Source organism: Paenibacillus agricola (assembly GCF_011440305.1).
GTDB classification, from domain to species: Bacteria; Bacillota; Bacilli; order Paenibacillales; family NBRC-103111; genus Paenibacillus_S; species Paenibacillus_S agricola.
Window position 1 is genome coordinate 388,378 of the sequence record NZ_JAAOIW010000001.1, and the last position, 14,955, is coordinate 403,332.

A 14,955-nucleotide genomic window follows, 5' to 3' on the forward strand; every position below is an offset into this window, starting at 1 on the left:
ATGGAAATTTAGTTACATTTTATTACATTATATTCCTTTAATATCATATTTTTAACTATCGGCTATATTCAAGTAAATTGTCAAGTATTTACACAAATATCTCCCCATAGATAGACGGACTGAACTTGGAAAAAGTTACAATTTCGCTCTTTTTTTCTGAAAATATATACCAAAGACCTACTCTTTATCCTTATCAGATAAAAAGCAGGTCTTCATGCCTAAAGCTGTTCAATTTCTACCTGAAGCTATTATCTGAGAATATGGATCGCCAGATTAGGATAAGCTCCTTGGATCTCAATCGCTCTTTTTTGCAAAGCCTCTATATCAAATCCCGTAAGGAACAAATCTGGATCGGGTTCTAGCGTTATACTTGTGCCTGATTCTTCGGTGACGCCTACCTTTATAATGCCGGATTGTGGAATGCCCTGCTTGTAATCCTGTCTATAAATCGTTCCTTCCCTGCGTATTTCCACAGCTAACTGATACGACAAGGCATTCACGATTGCTACACTGATCCCTTTTTCCCCTCCCGCTGCATAGTAGGGCGCACTTAAGCTTGCCTGCCCAATGTCTGTCATCACCGTTTGAAGATGGGGTCGCTCTCTATTAGAAAGCACAGTAATCGGAATGCCTCTCCCATTGTCTGCAACGGTCAGGCTTCGCTCATTATGAAAAAAAATATGAACCTCGGTGCAACTCCCCACTTGATGCTCCAAAATTGTATTTTCCAAAAGCGCCCAAATCAAAAGGTGAGGATCATAAGCCTGTCCAGCAGCTCCCAAATATAAATCTGGATGCTCTCTAGCATCTGCCATGTCCATATAAGTTGTCGTATCAGCCAGCTCAGAAGAAGCTGCAAGCAGCAGCAGCACGGGAAGTACTCGGTGAGAGGGCAAGCTGTACGAACCTCCACGTTCTTCTTGAACGAGCAGGTCTGCTCCCATTAATGCTTTAATATGGTGATATAATTGGCCGGTTGTACCCATATTCAGCTTCTCTACGAGTTCAGTTCCAGCTACGGGTCCCTTTATGACAGATCTTAAAATGTCCAAACGCTGTTTATTGCCAAGCGCCGATAAAATCTTTGCCATTTTCTCCCCATCGAGATTAAGCAAACCTCTGATGGGTTGTTCCTTGGCATCCCACTTGTATTTGATATGCCCATTACGATATTGTCCCGAGTAGTAGATATTGCCTTCATTCTGTTCCTTATCTGGGGTTAGATCGTCCATAACAAACGCTTTTTTACTCGCTTCACCTAGATATGAACCGACAAGTTTTTGCAGCTTGTTCATCTCTAGCTTCAATTGGTCAATTTCTGATCCGAGATTTCGATTCAAAATCAACACCTCCATTATTAAATTACGTAAATACGTTATTACGTAATTAAATAATATCATAATTGTAAAACTATGTAAATACTCACACACTCGCACTCGAATAATTCCCCTAAACCTATATGTCCACAAATCGTTACCTTTTGATGTGATTCTAATCACAAGTTCCTCTCCTGCATTGGCTATACTTAGCTATATAACAACATCTAATAAAGAGGGAGGCTCATTTATGCTAAGTCCACAAACCATAGCCATTATCAAATCCACGGTGCCCGTACTGGAGGTGCATGGAACGGAAATTACAACTACGTTCTATCAATCCTTGTTCAACGCTCATCCTGAGCTGCTCCATATCTTTAATCATGCCAATCAAAAACAAGGCAAGCAGCAAGCAGCTCTGGCGAACGCTGTTTATGCTGCGGCGCTTCATATTGACCGGCTGGAAGCAATCCTGCCTGTAGTCAAGCAAATTGCCCAAAAACACCGTAGTCTCGGTGTCCAGCCGGAGCATTATCCGATTGTTGGCCAGCATTTGCTGGGTGCTATCCAGACTGTACTCGGCGATGCAGCAACTAACGAGATTTTAGGAGCATGGAGTGAAGCCTATGGAGTTATTGCCGATGTGTTTATAGGGATCGAACGAGAACTCGTGATACAAACTGCAGAGCAAGACGGGGGCTGGAAGGATTTCAGAGCTTTTCGCGTAGAGCGGAAAGTTCAGGAAAGCGAGGTCATTACTTCCTTTTATTTAATGCCCGTGGATGGCCAGGCAATAGCGGCTTTTGAGCCAGGACAGTATGTCAGTGTCAAAATCACGATACCCGGCGAGACGTATACCCATATTCGTCAATACAGCCTTTCGGATGCACCAGGCAAACCTTATTATCGGATTTCGGTCAAAAGAGAGGAAGCGTTAGCGGATCGACCAGCGGGTAAGGTTTCTGTCCACCTGCACCAGAACATTTATGAAGGCAGCATCCTGTGGCTGTCTGCGCCGGCAGGCGACTTTATTTTGGAGCCGCAAGACACTAAGCCAGTTGTGCTGATCAGCGGCGGCGTTGGCTTAACGCCGATGATCAGCATGCTCAATACCTTGGCTGAAAGAGAGCCGCATCGACAGGTTACCTTTATCCATGCGGCACAGAATGAACAGATGCATGCCATGCGTGAGCATGTAGAGCAGCTAGTCGCCAGACACTCACAGCTGTCCGCTTATTGGTGTTACGCAGTACCGACTGGGCATGAGGCCACTTATCATAAAGAAGGTTATCTGGATCTGCCCTGGCTGGCCAGCGTCTTGCCCTCAAAGGAAGCAAGCTTCTACTTCTGCGGCCCTACACCTTTTATGCGAGCAGTTAACGGAATGCTTAAAGAGTGGGACATACCGGAATCGAGTATTCACTTCGAATTTTTCGGACCCGCCGCTACTTTGTGAGCTCTCAGCAAACGATTCACCGTTTCACGGCGGATGCCGATAAACTGGCCGATTTCGTCTTGGGTCAGCACGTCCGTTATCGCATCTGAGCCGATATACTGTTGGAACCAGCGCTGCAGCTTGCTGAGCTTCTCAGCAGGCGCAGCCTCAGAAAGCTGGTCGATCCTCTGCTGCATCATGCGCAGCTTGTCCTGAAGCTGCAGCGCAATTGCGCGAAATTTCTCCGGATTGCGCTCCAATTCCCGATACCACTGCGCCGCGGGCAGCACTTCGATCTCACAGGTCATCAAAGCAACCGCCGTCCCGTGATAGGCATTCGGACTAATTAAGGAATGATGGGGTATAATTTCATCGGGTACGATAATATTCAGCAAAATCGAGTTGCCGTCCTCGTGGAGACGGCCGATTTTTAGCAGACCGCTTTTCAGCTGATATAAGGGACCTAGTTCACCCTGATGGAACAAAGTCTCGCCTTTATGTAAAATCATATTAACCTCCTGCGCACCTATTCAGGATCATTCCCTGATCGGCTTACGGCTTCTCCGACAATAGCTTGCTTATGCTTACCATCTGCACACATAGGCACAGCACATCAATTGCCGATTCCAACTCTGGGAGTGTTGGGTACGTCGGCGCGATCCGAATATTGCGGTCTCTCGGATCTTGGCCATAAGGATAAGTTGCGCCTGCCTGCGTCAAGGTGACACCTGCCTCGGCTGCCTTGCTGACCACGGCCTTGGCACATCCATCCATGGTGTTCAGGCTAATAAAATAGCCGCCATTAGGCTTGTTCCAAGTGGCCAGATGCTTATCGCCTAATTCCGCTTCCAGCTTGCTTAACACGCTATCGAATTTCGGCCTAATCAAAGCCGCTTGCTTGGCCATATGGACCTGGATATGCTCCAGGTCTGGCAGAAAGCGGATATGTCGAAGCTGGTTAATTTTATCCGGTCCAATCGTTTGAATCGAAAGCTGCTTGCGTATGAAGCCCAGATTGGCAGCACTTGCCGCCATCGCGGCAATGCCGGAGCCGGAAAAAGTAATTTTCGAAGTGGACGCGAACATAAGGGCACGGTCAGGGTTGCCGGCTTTTTTACATGCAGCCAGCATATTTTTCAATAAATCGGGTTGGTCTGTTAAATGATGGACGATATATGCATCATCCCATATAATCCGGAAATCGGCGGCTTTGGTAGGCATGGCAGCAAGCCTATCTACCACTTCATCCGAATAAGTAATGCCATCTGGATTACTGTATTTCGGTACGCACCAAATGCCTTTGATAGCTTCATCCTCACGAACAAGCCGTTCGATCGTATCCATATCTGGTCCATCATGCTGCATATCAATAACGATCATCTCTATTTGGAACAGCTCACATATCGCAAAATGCCGGTCATACCCGGGGCTCGGACAAAGAAATTTGACCACCGGCAGCTTGCCCCATGGCACTTCACTGCCATAAACGCCCAGCAGCATCGCCCTTGCAATCATATCATGCATCAGGTTCAAGCTGGAGCTTCCGCCAATCATGATTTCCCCAGTATCCACCTCAAGCAAACGTGCGAATAGCACCTTCATCTCAGGCAATCCGTCCACACCGCCGTAGTTGCGGCAATCCATACCATCCGAGGCTTTTAAAGTATCCTTAGAACTTACAAGATCCAGCATCCCCATAGATAGGTCCAACTGCTCGGGGCATGGCTTGCCCCTTGACATGTCCAGCTTTAAGTTACGGCTTTTATAGCCCTCATATACGCCTTCTAATTGTGCGAGTTGTTCCTTTAATTCAGATATACTTAATTGTTCGTAGCCACTCATGTCCACGACTCCCTCTTTATTTGCCCTAAAGCTACCTACTGGAGCGGAATTTTTGAGAATGCTCCTTGGCCTGCTCCACGGTTGTAATCCGATTGCGGTTCCATTCCAATAATATTCGGTCAATATATCGAAAATGCACCTTGCCTGCAAACACAGCCTCTTTGAGGCCTGCCAGTATTAAGGGTTCATTATATTGATCCTTATCCAGCCAGCCTGTAATGGATTCCAGCTCCATCGGGGTAAGCGGACGGGCAAATTCCTTCTCGAATATCGAGAAAATATCTTTGCGGGTTGTTGGCTTGACCGTCTCCAAAGCTTTCCTGCGCTGCAATTCCTCTTCGTACCAAACCCCCGCCAGCCGCTCCAGCAAAGGGTCTAAATTATATTTTTCGCACTGCATGCCGTTGACAGGATCAATGCCTTCATCAATCGACAGATGTCCCTCTTTCAAAAGCTTTTGCAGGGAAGCGATCACCTTCTCAGGGGTCACGGACATCCGTCCCTGGAGCTCGTCCAAGGTTGGGAACTCCTTGTTTTCTTTTTCCATAAAAGCCATTACATGAACCATCAGCATCACGTCAACCTCTGTCAGCTTTAGCTGCTTGTAATGTTGGATCAGCAGATAGGGGATACCGATATGGCCCGCCTTCCAGCCCGAAGTAAAAGCACTTAATAAATTCATCCGTTCTTGCGCATTCTCATTATGTTGCATTAGGGTCCACCTCTTCATGCCAAACGTTTCAGGTTATGACTATTTTTCTGCTGCTTTTGCTATCAACTGATACGTATCCCTTGCAATAACCAATTCCTCATTTGTAGGAATGACCAGCACCTGTACACGGGATTCTGCTGTAGAAATGGCACGGTCCCCACTTACCCGCTTTCCATTCGCCTGTTCGTCAAGCTCAAGCCCGAGATAGGTCAGATTGCGGCATACCGCACCTCGCAACAGGGATGAATTTTCCCCGACACCTGCTGTAAAAACGAGCACATCCAGTCCATTCATCGCTGCTGTATAAGCCCCGATATATTTGCGCAAGCGATACTCGTACATCTCGAAGGCTTGCTTGGCGCTGCGGTCGCCTTTGTCCATCGCATCTTGTATTTCCCGCATATCGCTGCTAAGGCCTGATATCGCCATGAGTCCGCTGTGCTTGTTCAGCATGGAATTGACCTCGTTCAATGTCAACTCCTCTTTGCCCATTACATAGGGGACAATAGCCGGATCAATATCGCCACTACGTGTTCCCATCATTAAACCCTCAAGCGGGGTCATGCCCATGCTCGTATCCACCGATTTCCCATGCAAAATAGCGGTGCAGCTCGCACCATTGCCAATATGGCAAGTGACCATTTTTAACGATTCTAACGGTTTCCCCAATAATTTCGCCGCCCGTTGGCTCACATATTCATGTGAAGTACCATGAAAGCCGTAACGCCTAACCTGGTGCTTTTTATATAAAACAAGCGGAATTGGATATAAATAAGAGGTAGCTGGCATTGTCTGGTGGAAAGCCGTATCGAAGACAACGACCTGCGACACTCCCGGCATATTCTGCTCAACCGCCGCAATACCAAGCATATGCGCGGGATTATGCAGCGGCGCTAGATCGAACAGCCGTTTGATTTCCTTCTTGACGACTTCATCCACAACCACGGAGCTCGAAAAAGATTCGCCGCCATGGACGATTCTATGGCCAACCGCATCGATTTCAGCTATGGAAGCAAGCACACCATGCTCCTTATGTACAAGCAGCTCCAGCACTTTGCGAATCGCCATGGTATGCTCCAGAATTTCGTCGACTTCCCGAATTTCCTTACCACCCACTGGCTCGTAGCTGAGGATCGCCGTATCCATGCCAATCCGTTCCACCCGTCCGCTGGCAACCACTTCTTCATTGACCATATTGTACATCTGGAACTTTAATGAAGAGCTTCCCGCATTAATGACCAAAATATTCATAAGCGGTCACCATCCTTATCATACCGGAAAAAGCCTTGCCCTGTTTTCGTTCCCAGCTCGCCTGCTCGCACCATTTGCTTCAATAATACAGACGGCCTGTATTTGACATCGCCGAATTCGCGAAACATCCGTTCCATCGCAACCAATACCGAATCCAACCCAAAACGATCAGCGAGCTCTAGCGGGCCGTAATGAAAATCATAGCCCATTCGCATCGCCATATCGATGTCTTCTGCAGTCGCCACCCGCTCGGACAACGTATGCATAGCTTCATTAATAAGCACACATATTAATCGAGTTGTGACGAAGCCGGGCGATTCATACACTTGAATACCGTGTTTTTGGATCTTATGCTCCACAAATTGTTTCGTTAAAGCAAACGTTTCTTCCGATGTTTTGAGTGCTCTAATAATTTCCACCAGGTGGATGCGCGACACAGGATATAAAAAATGAATGCCGATAACTCGTTCGGGGTGCGTTGTAGCCGCTGCAATTTCAGTCAGGCTAAGTGTTGAGGTGTTGCTGGCCAATATAACCGGCGGCGGACATAAAGCATCTAACTGCTGGAACAGCAGCTTTTTCTGATCCACATCCTCACTGATCGATTCAATGACCATATCGCAACCGGTTAATAGTCGCATATCGGTTTCTTTATGAATTCGCGAAAGAATTAGTTTTTTCTCGGAAGCCGTAATGGCCCATTTCTCCATTTGCTTATCTAGGCTATTCTCTATATGCTCCCATGCTTGATCCAGCTTTTGCGAGGATCTTTCTATTAATACGACTTCAAGCCCTTGGGCTGCCAGCATTTCTGAGATTCCTTGTCCCATGGTGCCAGCACCAATAACCCCAATTTTATTCCATTGCATAAGAGTCCTCCACCCAACAATTCTATCCTATCAGACTTATTATACAACAATCTGATATAGAAAAGGAAAACAAGAAAATAAGCTTATGCTGCAAAAACAGCATAAGCTTATTGACAATTGCTTATATTCTACTAAACCTCTTTAACAGCAACGATAGTTTTCGAAGCTTGAGATTCAAATGCAGCCAAAATAACATTTAATGATCTTAAGCCCTCTTCTCCTGAAATACGGGGAGGTGTTGAAGTCTTGATGCAATAAACAAACTCGTTGATGATTTCGCTGGATACTTGCTTCTCGTTAGTTGCCATGGCGCCGACTTGATGCTTTTCGACCGAACCGTCAGTCATCAATACAATAACTTGGTCATCTGGATGCGTACCTAGCTGCAAGCAGCCATTTTCGCACCATAATACCGTGCTGTTATCTTGGCCTTTGTAGTAAGTCCAGCTAGCTACAAGTGTACCAATCGCTCCACTTTTCATACGCAATAAGCAAGTGGAGTTATCATCCACATCTGTGCCTTCCTTGTGCAAGGTGCCCACGAAAGCAGCCACTTCGACAACTTCATCCTCAAGCAACCAGCGGATCAAATCGGATTTATGTACACCAAGGTCACCCATCGCGCCCATAATCGCTTCTTCCTTGCGGAAGAACCAGCTGTTGCGGCCATCAATACTCCAGTTTTCCGGTCCTGGGTGTCCGAAGGAAGTACGGAAGGTTAACACTTTACCCATTTTACCGGTTTCCAATATTTCCTTGGCTTTCACATGAGGCGGCATCAAACGTTGGTTATGGCCAACCATCAGGTATACATTATTCGCTTTGGCAGCTTCAATCATCGCCAAAGAATCCGCTTCATTCGTTGCCATTGGCTTCTCAACTAATACATGGGCTCCCGCATTTGCAGCAGCGATCGATACAGGGGCATGCAGAATATTTGGCAAACAGACGCTGACGGCATCCGGCTTCTCCACGCTTAACATTTCTTCGTAACTCGTATAAGCCTTCGCGCCATATTGATCGGCATATTGCTCCGCTCTTTGATTAACAACATCAACAAAAGCGACTAATTCCACATCCGGATTCGCTGCATATTCAGGAATATGCCTTTTCTCTGCAATCGATCCGCAACCAATAACTGCTACTCTAATTTTAGCCACCATTCAACTCTCCCATTCGATTATAATGCTTCTCGCTTCTAAGTTGCGGCTATCAAATCCGCTGTGCGCCCATATAGATATAGAGCGCATTTCTATTGTACACTTCTTATTTTAAAGCGTAAATGCTGATAAATAATGTTCTTTCACCCATTTAAGGCTCGACTCCACACTTTCAAGCGGCGGGTTGGCACAGCGGTCCTGCTCAACAATTAACCACTCCACGCCAGCATCGGAAGAAGCCTTAATAACATTAACTAAGTCCACTTCGCCTTGACCCAGCTCGACAGTATCCATCTGTGGATTATCGCTGCTTCTGAAATCCTTCAGGTGCAATAAAGGCAATCTGCTTGCATAACGCAACACATATTGAAGTGGATCCTGCTTGGCGTATTGCACCCAGCAAACGTCCATTTCAACAACTACATTTTCAGGGGTAGTCGAAGAATACATCGCATCAAATACGAATTCATCGCCAATTTTAAGCTCAAACTCGAAGGCATGGTTGTGGTAGCCAAAGGTTAGACCCGCTTCACGAACCTTTGCGCCAGCTTGCTCAAAAAATTCAAATAATTCCTTCCAGGCTTCGCCATCCTTACGATCATCTGCCGCAATATGAGGAATGATGTAATATTGAGCGCCAATCGTTTTCAAGTAAGCGATTTCTTTATCAATATCAGCACGTGTATTGACCAAGCTTACATGGGCACCAATAGCTTTAAGGTTTAATTCCTTTAACAGCTCATTCAATTCCTCAGCAGCCAGACCGCCATAACCTGCGAATTCGACACCTTCATAACCAAGCTCAGCTACACGGCGTAACGTGCCGCGGAAATCAGCAGCCAAATCATCGCGAAGCGTGTAAAGCTGTAAGCCAACACCCATTCTTCTCATATCGGTTAGGTCTCCTTCAAAAAGTATTTGTATTTGATTCCATTGTAATCAATAATGCCCTATAATGGCTATGAACGATGTGGTTAGAACATGAACGATCTGGCTACAAAATATAATAAACCACTATTGAGGTGTAATTGTGCATTCCCATATATTAACCTGCGGCTACTCATATCATTCGCAAAAATTTTCTAACAGCTATAAAGAAGGCATTACTACCTACCTGTTCCGCCTGCAAACCGAAGGTAGCTGTTATGCACAGGTGAATGGGCGCATGACGCTAATCGCGACTGGTGACCTGCTGCTATTCAAGCCAGGTGACGAATATGACTTGCGTATCGATGCACATACGAACGCCTTGCAGCAGACGCTCATTTCCAGCGGAGATTACTATATTATGTGCAAAGGCGATTGGGTTGACGAATGGTGGCATAAATCGCAAAAGCCGCAAAAAGTCCGAATCGCCGTCAACGAACGAATATTAACCTTATGGCGGCAAATTATTTTGGAGAAACGCCGCTTCGAGGGGGATAACAAAGAGTTGTCCGATTATTTGCTGCGTGCTTTATGCCTCTACATTGACCGGGCGATTACCGAAAATATTACGTCCCATGGCAGCGCCTTTCTCGCTACAAGGATGAAAAGTTTTATTGAGGAGCATGCCATCCTTCCCTTAAAGATTGAGGATGTCGCCCAGCATGTTGGCATCAGTGTATCTCGTGCCGTCCATCTGTTCAAGGAATGCTTCAATAAAACGATCATTCAATATGCCCAAGAAATCCGTCTTGCCACCTCCGTTGAAAGGATGGCTTACAGCTATTTGACCTTGGAGCAAATCGCTGAAACCTCGGGCTTCGGCAGCTACTCCTATTTCCACCGGGTATTTCGCGAGAAATACGGCGTGTCGCCGAAAATATACCGATTGCACAGCCAATCGGGTGAGTATGAGTCTAAGGATTTTGAGAAGACGCTTCAAACCTAATATTTTCGTCCCCCTAAAAAGCAAGCGAAAGCCCTTCTCACGTGGAAGAGGCTATTTCGTTGTTGCAAATAATAAGTTCATGTTCTATTATAGATATAAAGTATCTATAATGACTATATTTATATTCGGAGGATGAACAAATTGGAAAACACAGTTGATGTCGTTATTATTGGTGGCGGACCTGCGGGCATGAGTGCAGCCTTGGTACTTGGCCGAGCCAGAAAGACGGTTATTGTTTTGGACGAGGAACTCCCCAGGAACCGCGTGACCCACGAATCACATGGCTTCCTAACTAGGGACGGCATTACTCCAGGCAAGTTCCGTCAAATTGCCAGAGCGGAGATCAGCGTTTACCCCTCCGTACATTTTGTCAAAGACTCCGCAGTTTCCATTATTGGGCAAGATGGGGATTTTCAAGTTACAGCTGGACAAGGCGAGGTTTATCTTGCCCGCAAAATACTAATTGCTTCAGGAATGAAGGATTTACCACTCGATATTGCAGGGCTTAATGAGGTATATGGAAGCAGCGCTTTCGTATGCCCCTATTGCGACGGATGGGAGCTGCAGGACCAGACGCTTGTACTGATTGCCAAAGGCAGCCGCGCCGTCCATATGGCCAAAATTTTAAGTGGCTGGACGAAGCATTTTACCCTATGCACCAACGGACCCGATGACTTAAGCGATGAACAACGTGTGGAGCTACAGCAGCACCAAATCCCTTTATTCGACCAACCGATCCAGCGAATTGAGAATAAAAAGGGCATTGTCGAACGCGTTGTCTTGGAGGATGGGACGGAGATCCGGTGCACGGGGATCTTCTTTGCACCCAAGCTTGCTCCAGGCTCTGATTTAGCGCAATCGCTTGGCTGCCAACTAACTGAAACTGGCGTTGTTGTTGTAGAGGGCTTTGGCAAAACCAGTGTAGCAGGTGTCTATAGCGCTGGAGATGCTGCGACCGAGGCCCAACAGCTTATTGCTGCTGCTGCAGCTGGATCACTTGCTGCCGCTGGGATTAATGGCGAGCTTCAATTTGAGGCTTGGGATCGTGTAGAAGAATTGAAGGCTTAAGGAAATGCCCAATTTAGGCAATAGTTATTTCGAGGTTGTCGATTATATTTCAAAATGTCAGTTGGCCAGCGAAGCTACATGGGAAAGGAGGAGCCTTGATGATTAAAGTCGGATTGACCGGATTTGGTGACCACGAGGAGTTATATGGCAAGCTTAAGCAAGAGAAACGGCTTCCAACCTATAGCGAGCACTTTTCGATTGTTGAATTAGATAGCCCCTTTTACGCTGTGCAGCCTGTAAAAAATTACACAAAATGGGTGCAAGCTACACCGGACGGCTTCGGATTTATTGTGAAGGCCTACCAAGGGATGACGGGACATTTGAGAGGCAAAAAAAACTTTTTTGATACCGAGGATGCAATGTTTGAGGCGTTTCATGTTTCGATCCAGCCCGTGGTTGATGCAGGAAAGCTGCTCATGGTGTTATTCCAGTATCCGCCTTGGTTTGAGTGCAGCCGTGAAAACGTTGCTCTGTTGCGTGAAACACGTGCAAGAATGCGGGATGTTCCTTGTGCGCTCGAATTCCGTAACCAATCCTGGTATTCACCCGAATTCCGTGAGCGGACTCTCGATTTCATGCGCAAGGAAAACTGGATTCATACCGTTGTCGATGAGCCGCAAGCTGGCACTGGCTCGATTCCAATTGTTTCCGTTGCGACCTCTACGGATGCCACCTATGTGCGGATGCATGGGCGTTATGTACAGGGCTGGAACCAAAGCAGCCACCCCGACTGGCGGAAGCTTCGCTACTTGTATAGGTACAACAGCGAGGAGCTGACGGAATGGCGGGATCGATTATTGGAGCTTGTGAAAAGCTGCTCTAACGTTTACGTTGTCTTCAACAATAATTCCGGCGGTGATGCCACGGATAATGCCAAAGAGCTGATGAGGCTGCTCGATCTGGATACGAAGGAGATGCCTCCCCAGCAAGCCGATTTGTTTGAGGATTTACAATAAAGCCATGCTATAAAGACATATAAAAAAATATAAGCCACCCGTTCCGCGTCCGGGCTGTAATTCGGTAGCATCAAGCTTTTTTCAAAGCTTTGCGCTGTCGAAATACGACCCGCCATGAAGAGGGTGGCTTATTAGATTTCAATTATGCTTCTACCAAGTCTGCATAAATCCTTTTGATGCAGTCCTCAAAAGTCCCAAACACCACAATCACCGGAACGCCCAGCATCAAATTAAGCGGAAGCTCCAGATTTTCGATATGCAGGCCTTCCTTGTCCACATACCTGCCGTCCCCCCCGAGCTCGACAGCCCCCCAATGGGCAGCTACTTTATCCTTCAAGGGCATATCCTTGTCCATATAACCATATAGCTTCTTTCCTTTAGCATAAGCATACCCTACCTCAAATACCGTACCCGAATCAGGCTCTGCTCCCCGAAAAGGGTTCAAGTTCGAAGTAATGATGTCCGCCTCTTCCAACAGCTTAATATTGGCATGAAATATCTCTTCAGCGATTTCCTGTTTGCTGCGGCCAACAGCCTTATTGATCACATTATCCTTAGGAAACATCCCAACAAAGCCATATTTTTCACATACTGCTTTATAAGCCGCCCCGATTGCCAGTGCATTCGGATAAAATACTTCAAAGCCAGTCAAATATATTTTGTTTCCCACTATGCAACTCCTACAGCTCAGTAGCCACTTTTATTTTCTACTTCAGGGTTAAACCGCTTGAATCAGCAAGGGAACAACCTTGCCGGCGTTCACATCGATTAAGCCTAAATCCGTTATTTTCAGTGCAGGGCTGACCGGCAAGGAATGGGTGCTGATCGACATAATTGGATTATAATGGCGGTAGCCTAACGATTCCATCGCTTTATGCAGCCGATTGACTTCAATTGCCGTTTGCTCCAACGGCTCCTCTGTTAAAATCCCACCAACCGGAAGGTGCAGATTGGCCAGAACCTGGCCATCTTCTACCACGCAGAAGCCTCCTTGGTTGCGGATCACCTCATTGGCGGCAAGCACCATATCCGCCGCATTGTGCCCGATCACCAGCAGATTGTGGTTGTCATGCGAATACGTAGTCGCCACCGCTCCGCGTTTGATTGTGTCACCGCCAATTAATCCGTAGGCACGGTTGCCGTTTTTGCCATAGCGCTCAAACGAGGCAATCAGGCCATAGTCGCTTGCCTGCCAGCCAAGCTGGCCTCCGCTAACCGCTACCTCGCCCTGATACTCCTCCGTAAAGGTTGAGCCGTCCTGCACCATCATCACCCTGCAGCTGTATCGACCATCGGCTTCGGGCACAGCAACCGAGAAATCCTGCTCCGTTAGCAAGGGCAGCTTGACGCTTTGATAATAATGCGCGGGGAATGTGTACTTCGTGGCATTCGGAACATAGGGCTCATGAACGTCATATACCTTTTGCCCCTTTTTATAGACTTGGTCTATCGTCATCTGCTCCAAGTGAGAGACGAACATAAAATCGGCAATTTTGCCCGGAGCTATCACTCCGCGGTCATGCAGCCTCATCCGTCGCGCTGGCGTGAAGGTGCTCGCATAAATGGCCTTCTCGGGATCCATCCCCATCGCAATCGCTTTGCGCACCAAGTGGTTCAAATGCCCGCGTTGTTGGAAGGAGTCCGCCATTACATCATCCGTCACAAAGCAAAAATGCTCGGATACTTCATGCTGGATCAAATAATCCATAATCGCCGGAGTCATCGATTTTTCTTGAATCTCAATAAACATCCCCGCCGCAATTCGCGCTTCCATCCCTTCAATCGTTTGGTGGGTATGGTCGGAATCGACTCCCGCATAGATGACGCGGTGCAAATCCAAATCCAGCAGCTTGGGGCAATGGCCCTCGATGACCAAATTCGGATAATTGGTGCGGATATGGTCGAGAATATGGTTGGTTTTACAATCGGGATTGGAAATAATATCCACATAGTTCATGATCTCACCCAGACAAATGATTTTCTCCGTCTGCAGCAGCTCGTCCAGGTCGGCAATTTCAATCGATCCGCCTGAGGTTTCCAAGGAGGTCGCCGGTACGGAGCTAGGCACAGCATAAAACATATCTGCCACACAATGCTCGCTCGCCAGCATCAGCTGCTTCACACCAGCCAGCCCGAATACATTGGCTATTTCATGTGGTTCCGGGACAATGGTAGTGACTCCGTTGCGAATCAGGCCATACGAGAACGTTTCCGGTGTAACCATCGTACTCTCAATATGCAGGTGGATATCGATCAAGCCGGGAAGTAAATAACGCCCTTCTCCAGCTACTATGCTCTTAGCCTCGAACGTTTCCTGCCCGCGGTCGCCCATATAGAGGAAACGGCCATCAAGCACCGCTACGTTGCCCTTATTGAACTTTTTCATATAACTGTTGTACATCTGGACATTTTCAATAAGCAAATCTACATACATATGAGGCACCTCCACTAGCTTGTTTGGATTCACAAGACA

Annotated in this window: 14 protein-coding genes; 4 read left to right on the forward strand and 10 right to left on the reverse strand. The window is 47.0% G+C overall.

The annotated features are described in order from the left end of the window. Positions 1-248: 248 nt before the first annotated feature. The gene (locus tag G9U52_RS01895; RefSeq protein WP_311764803.1) at positions 249-1,349 is read right to left on the reverse strand and encodes an ATP-binding protein; all 1,101 of its coding nucleotides are present in this window, start codon (positions 1,347-1,349) and stop codon (positions 249-251) included. 217 nt (positions 1,350-1,566) lie between these two features. On the opposite strand from G9U52_RS01895, the gene hmpA reads away from it, so the two are divergent. After that, positions 1,567-2,772, forward strand: a complete 1,206-nt coding sequence (gene hmpA, locus G9U52_RS01900) for an NO-inducible flavohemoprotein (protein ID WP_166145322.1) — start codon at positions 1,567-1,569, stop codon at positions 2,770-2,772. Here the strand turns inward: hmpA and G9U52_RS01905 are convergent. The 7 genes from G9U52_RS01905 to G9U52_RS01935 all read right to left on the reverse strand — a co-directional run bounded on the left by G9U52_RS01905 (position 2,736) and on the right by G9U52_RS01935 (position 9,476). After that, a complete protein-coding gene (locus G9U52_RS01905) occupies positions 2,736-3,260 on the reverse strand; it encodes a Crp/Fnr family transcriptional regulator (RefSeq protein ID WP_166145324.1) in 525 nt (174 codons plus the stop codon). The genes hmpA and G9U52_RS01905 overlap by 37 nt on opposite strands. 43 nt (positions 3,261-3,303) lie before the next feature. After that, the gene (locus tag G9U52_RS01910; RefSeq protein WP_166145327.1) at positions 3,304-4,593 is read right to left on the reverse strand and encodes an aspartate aminotransferase type Ic; all 1,290 of its coding nucleotides are present in this window, start codon (positions 4,591-4,593) and stop codon (positions 3,304-3,306) included. Between the two features lie 31 nt (positions 4,594-4,624). Continuing rightward, positions 4,625-5,305: a DnaD domain-containing protein gene (locus G9U52_RS01915; RefSeq protein ID WP_166145330.1), complete on the reverse strand. Its 681-nt coding sequence runs from the start codon at positions 5,303-5,305 to the stop codon at positions 4,625-4,627. Positions 5,306-5,344: 39 nt separating this feature from the next. Then, positions 5,345-6,556, reverse strand: coding sequence for an acetate/propionate family kinase (locus G9U52_RS01920; RefSeq protein WP_166145333.1), 1,212 nt, complete (start codon positions 6,554-6,556; stop codon positions 5,345-5,347). Continuing rightward, complete coding sequence (locus G9U52_RS01925) at positions 6,553-7,425, reverse strand: 3-hydroxyacyl-CoA dehydrogenase family protein (RefSeq protein WP_166145336.1); 873 nt, start codon at positions 7,423-7,425, stop codon at positions 6,553-6,555. The genes G9U52_RS01920 and G9U52_RS01925 overlap by 4 nt, the downstream gene beginning before the upstream one ends. 131 nt (positions 7,426-7,556) lie before the next feature. Continuing rightward, the gene (locus G9U52_RS01930; protein WP_166146630.1) at positions 7,557-8,585 is read right to left on the reverse strand and encodes a Gfo/Idh/MocA family protein; all 1,029 of its coding nucleotides are present in this window, start codon (positions 8,583-8,585) and stop codon (positions 7,557-7,559) included. 111 nt (positions 8,586-8,696) lie between these two features. Next, positions 8,697-9,476 (reverse strand): sugar phosphate isomerase/epimerase family protein, encoded by a 780-nt coding sequence (locus G9U52_RS01935; RefSeq protein ID WP_166145339.1) that lies wholly within the window; start codon positions 9,474-9,476, stop codon positions 8,697-8,699. A gap of 139 nt (positions 9,477-9,615) precedes the next feature. On the opposite strand from G9U52_RS01935, the gene G9U52_RS01940 reads away from it, so the two are divergent. The 3 genes from G9U52_RS01940 to G9U52_RS01950 all read left to right on the forward strand — a co-directional run bounded on the left by G9U52_RS01940 (position 9,616) and on the right by G9U52_RS01950 (position 12,482). Next, complete coding sequence (locus G9U52_RS01940) at positions 9,616-10,458, forward strand: AraC family transcriptional regulator (protein WP_166145342.1); 843 nt, start codon at positions 9,616-9,618, stop codon at positions 10,456-10,458. Positions 10,459-10,590: 132 nt separating this feature from the next. After that, a complete protein-coding gene (locus G9U52_RS01945) occupies positions 10,591-11,526 on the forward strand; it encodes an NAD(P)/FAD-dependent oxidoreductase (protein ID WP_166145345.1) in 936 nt (311 codons plus the stop codon). Positions 11,527-11,624: 98 nt separating this feature from the next. After that, positions 11,625-12,482, forward strand: coding sequence for a DUF72 domain-containing protein (locus G9U52_RS01950; protein ID WP_166145348.1), 858 nt, complete (start codon positions 11,625-11,627; stop codon positions 12,480-12,482). Between the two features lie 142 nt (positions 12,483-12,624). On the opposite strand, the gene G9U52_RS01955 is transcribed toward G9U52_RS01950, so the two are convergent. Next, positions 12,625-13,152: a nucleoside 2-deoxyribosyltransferase gene (locus G9U52_RS01955; RefSeq protein WP_166145351.1), complete on the reverse strand. Its 528-nt coding sequence runs from the start codon at positions 13,150-13,152 to the stop codon at positions 12,625-12,627. A gap of 48 nt (positions 13,153-13,200) precedes the next feature. Beyond that, positions 13,201-14,916 carry an adenine deaminase C-terminal domain-containing protein gene (locus G9U52_RS01960; RefSeq protein ID WP_166145354.1) on the reverse strand — a complete coding sequence of 572 codons (1,716 nt, stop codon included), beginning with the start codon at positions 14,914-14,916 and terminating at the stop codon, positions 13,201-13,203. Positions 14,917-14,955 lie beyond the last annotated feature (39 nt).

What these genes read in the sequence shown, in the direction of transcription:
- G9U52_RS01950 (WP_166145348.1), top strand. Translation starts at nt 11,625, where the DNA reads ATGATTAAAGTCGGATTGACCGGATTTGGTGACCACGAGGAGTTATAT.
- G9U52_RS01905 (WP_166145324.1), bottom strand. Translation starts at nt 3,260, where the DNA reads ATGATTTTACATAAAGGCGAGACTTTGTTCCATCAGGGTGAACTAGGT.
- G9U52_RS01920 (WP_166145333.1), bottom strand. Translation starts at nt 6,556, where the DNA reads ATGAATATTTTGGTCATTAATGCGGGAAGCTCTTCATTAAAGTTCCAG.
- G9U52_RS01925 (WP_166145336.1), bottom strand. Translation starts at nt 7,425, where the DNA reads ATGCAATGGAATAAAATTGGGGTTATTGGTGCTGGCACCATGGGACAA.
- G9U52_RS01915 (WP_166145330.1), bottom strand. Translation starts at nt 5,305, where the DNA reads ATGCAACATAATGAGAATGCGCAAGAACGGATGAATTTATTAAGTGCT.
- G9U52_RS01960 (WP_166145354.1), bottom strand. Translation starts at nt 14,916, where the DNA reads ATGTATGTAGATTTGCTTATTGAAAATGTCCAGATGTACAACAGTTAT.
- hmpA (WP_166145322.1), top strand. Translation starts at nt 1,567, where the DNA reads ATGCTAAGTCCACAAACCATAGCCATTATCAAATCCACGGTGCCCGTA.
- G9U52_RS01935 (WP_166145339.1), bottom strand. Translation starts at nt 9,476, where the DNA reads ATGAGAAGAATGGGTGTTGGCTTACAGCTTTACACGCTTCGCGATGAT.
- G9U52_RS01945 (WP_166145345.1), top strand. Translation starts at nt 10,591, where the DNA reads ATGAACAAATTGGAAAACACAGTTGATGTCGTTATTATTGGTGGCGGA.
- G9U52_RS01910 (WP_166145327.1), bottom strand. Translation starts at nt 4,593, where the DNA reads ATGAGTGGCTACGAACAATTAAGTATATCTGAATTAAAGGAACAACTC.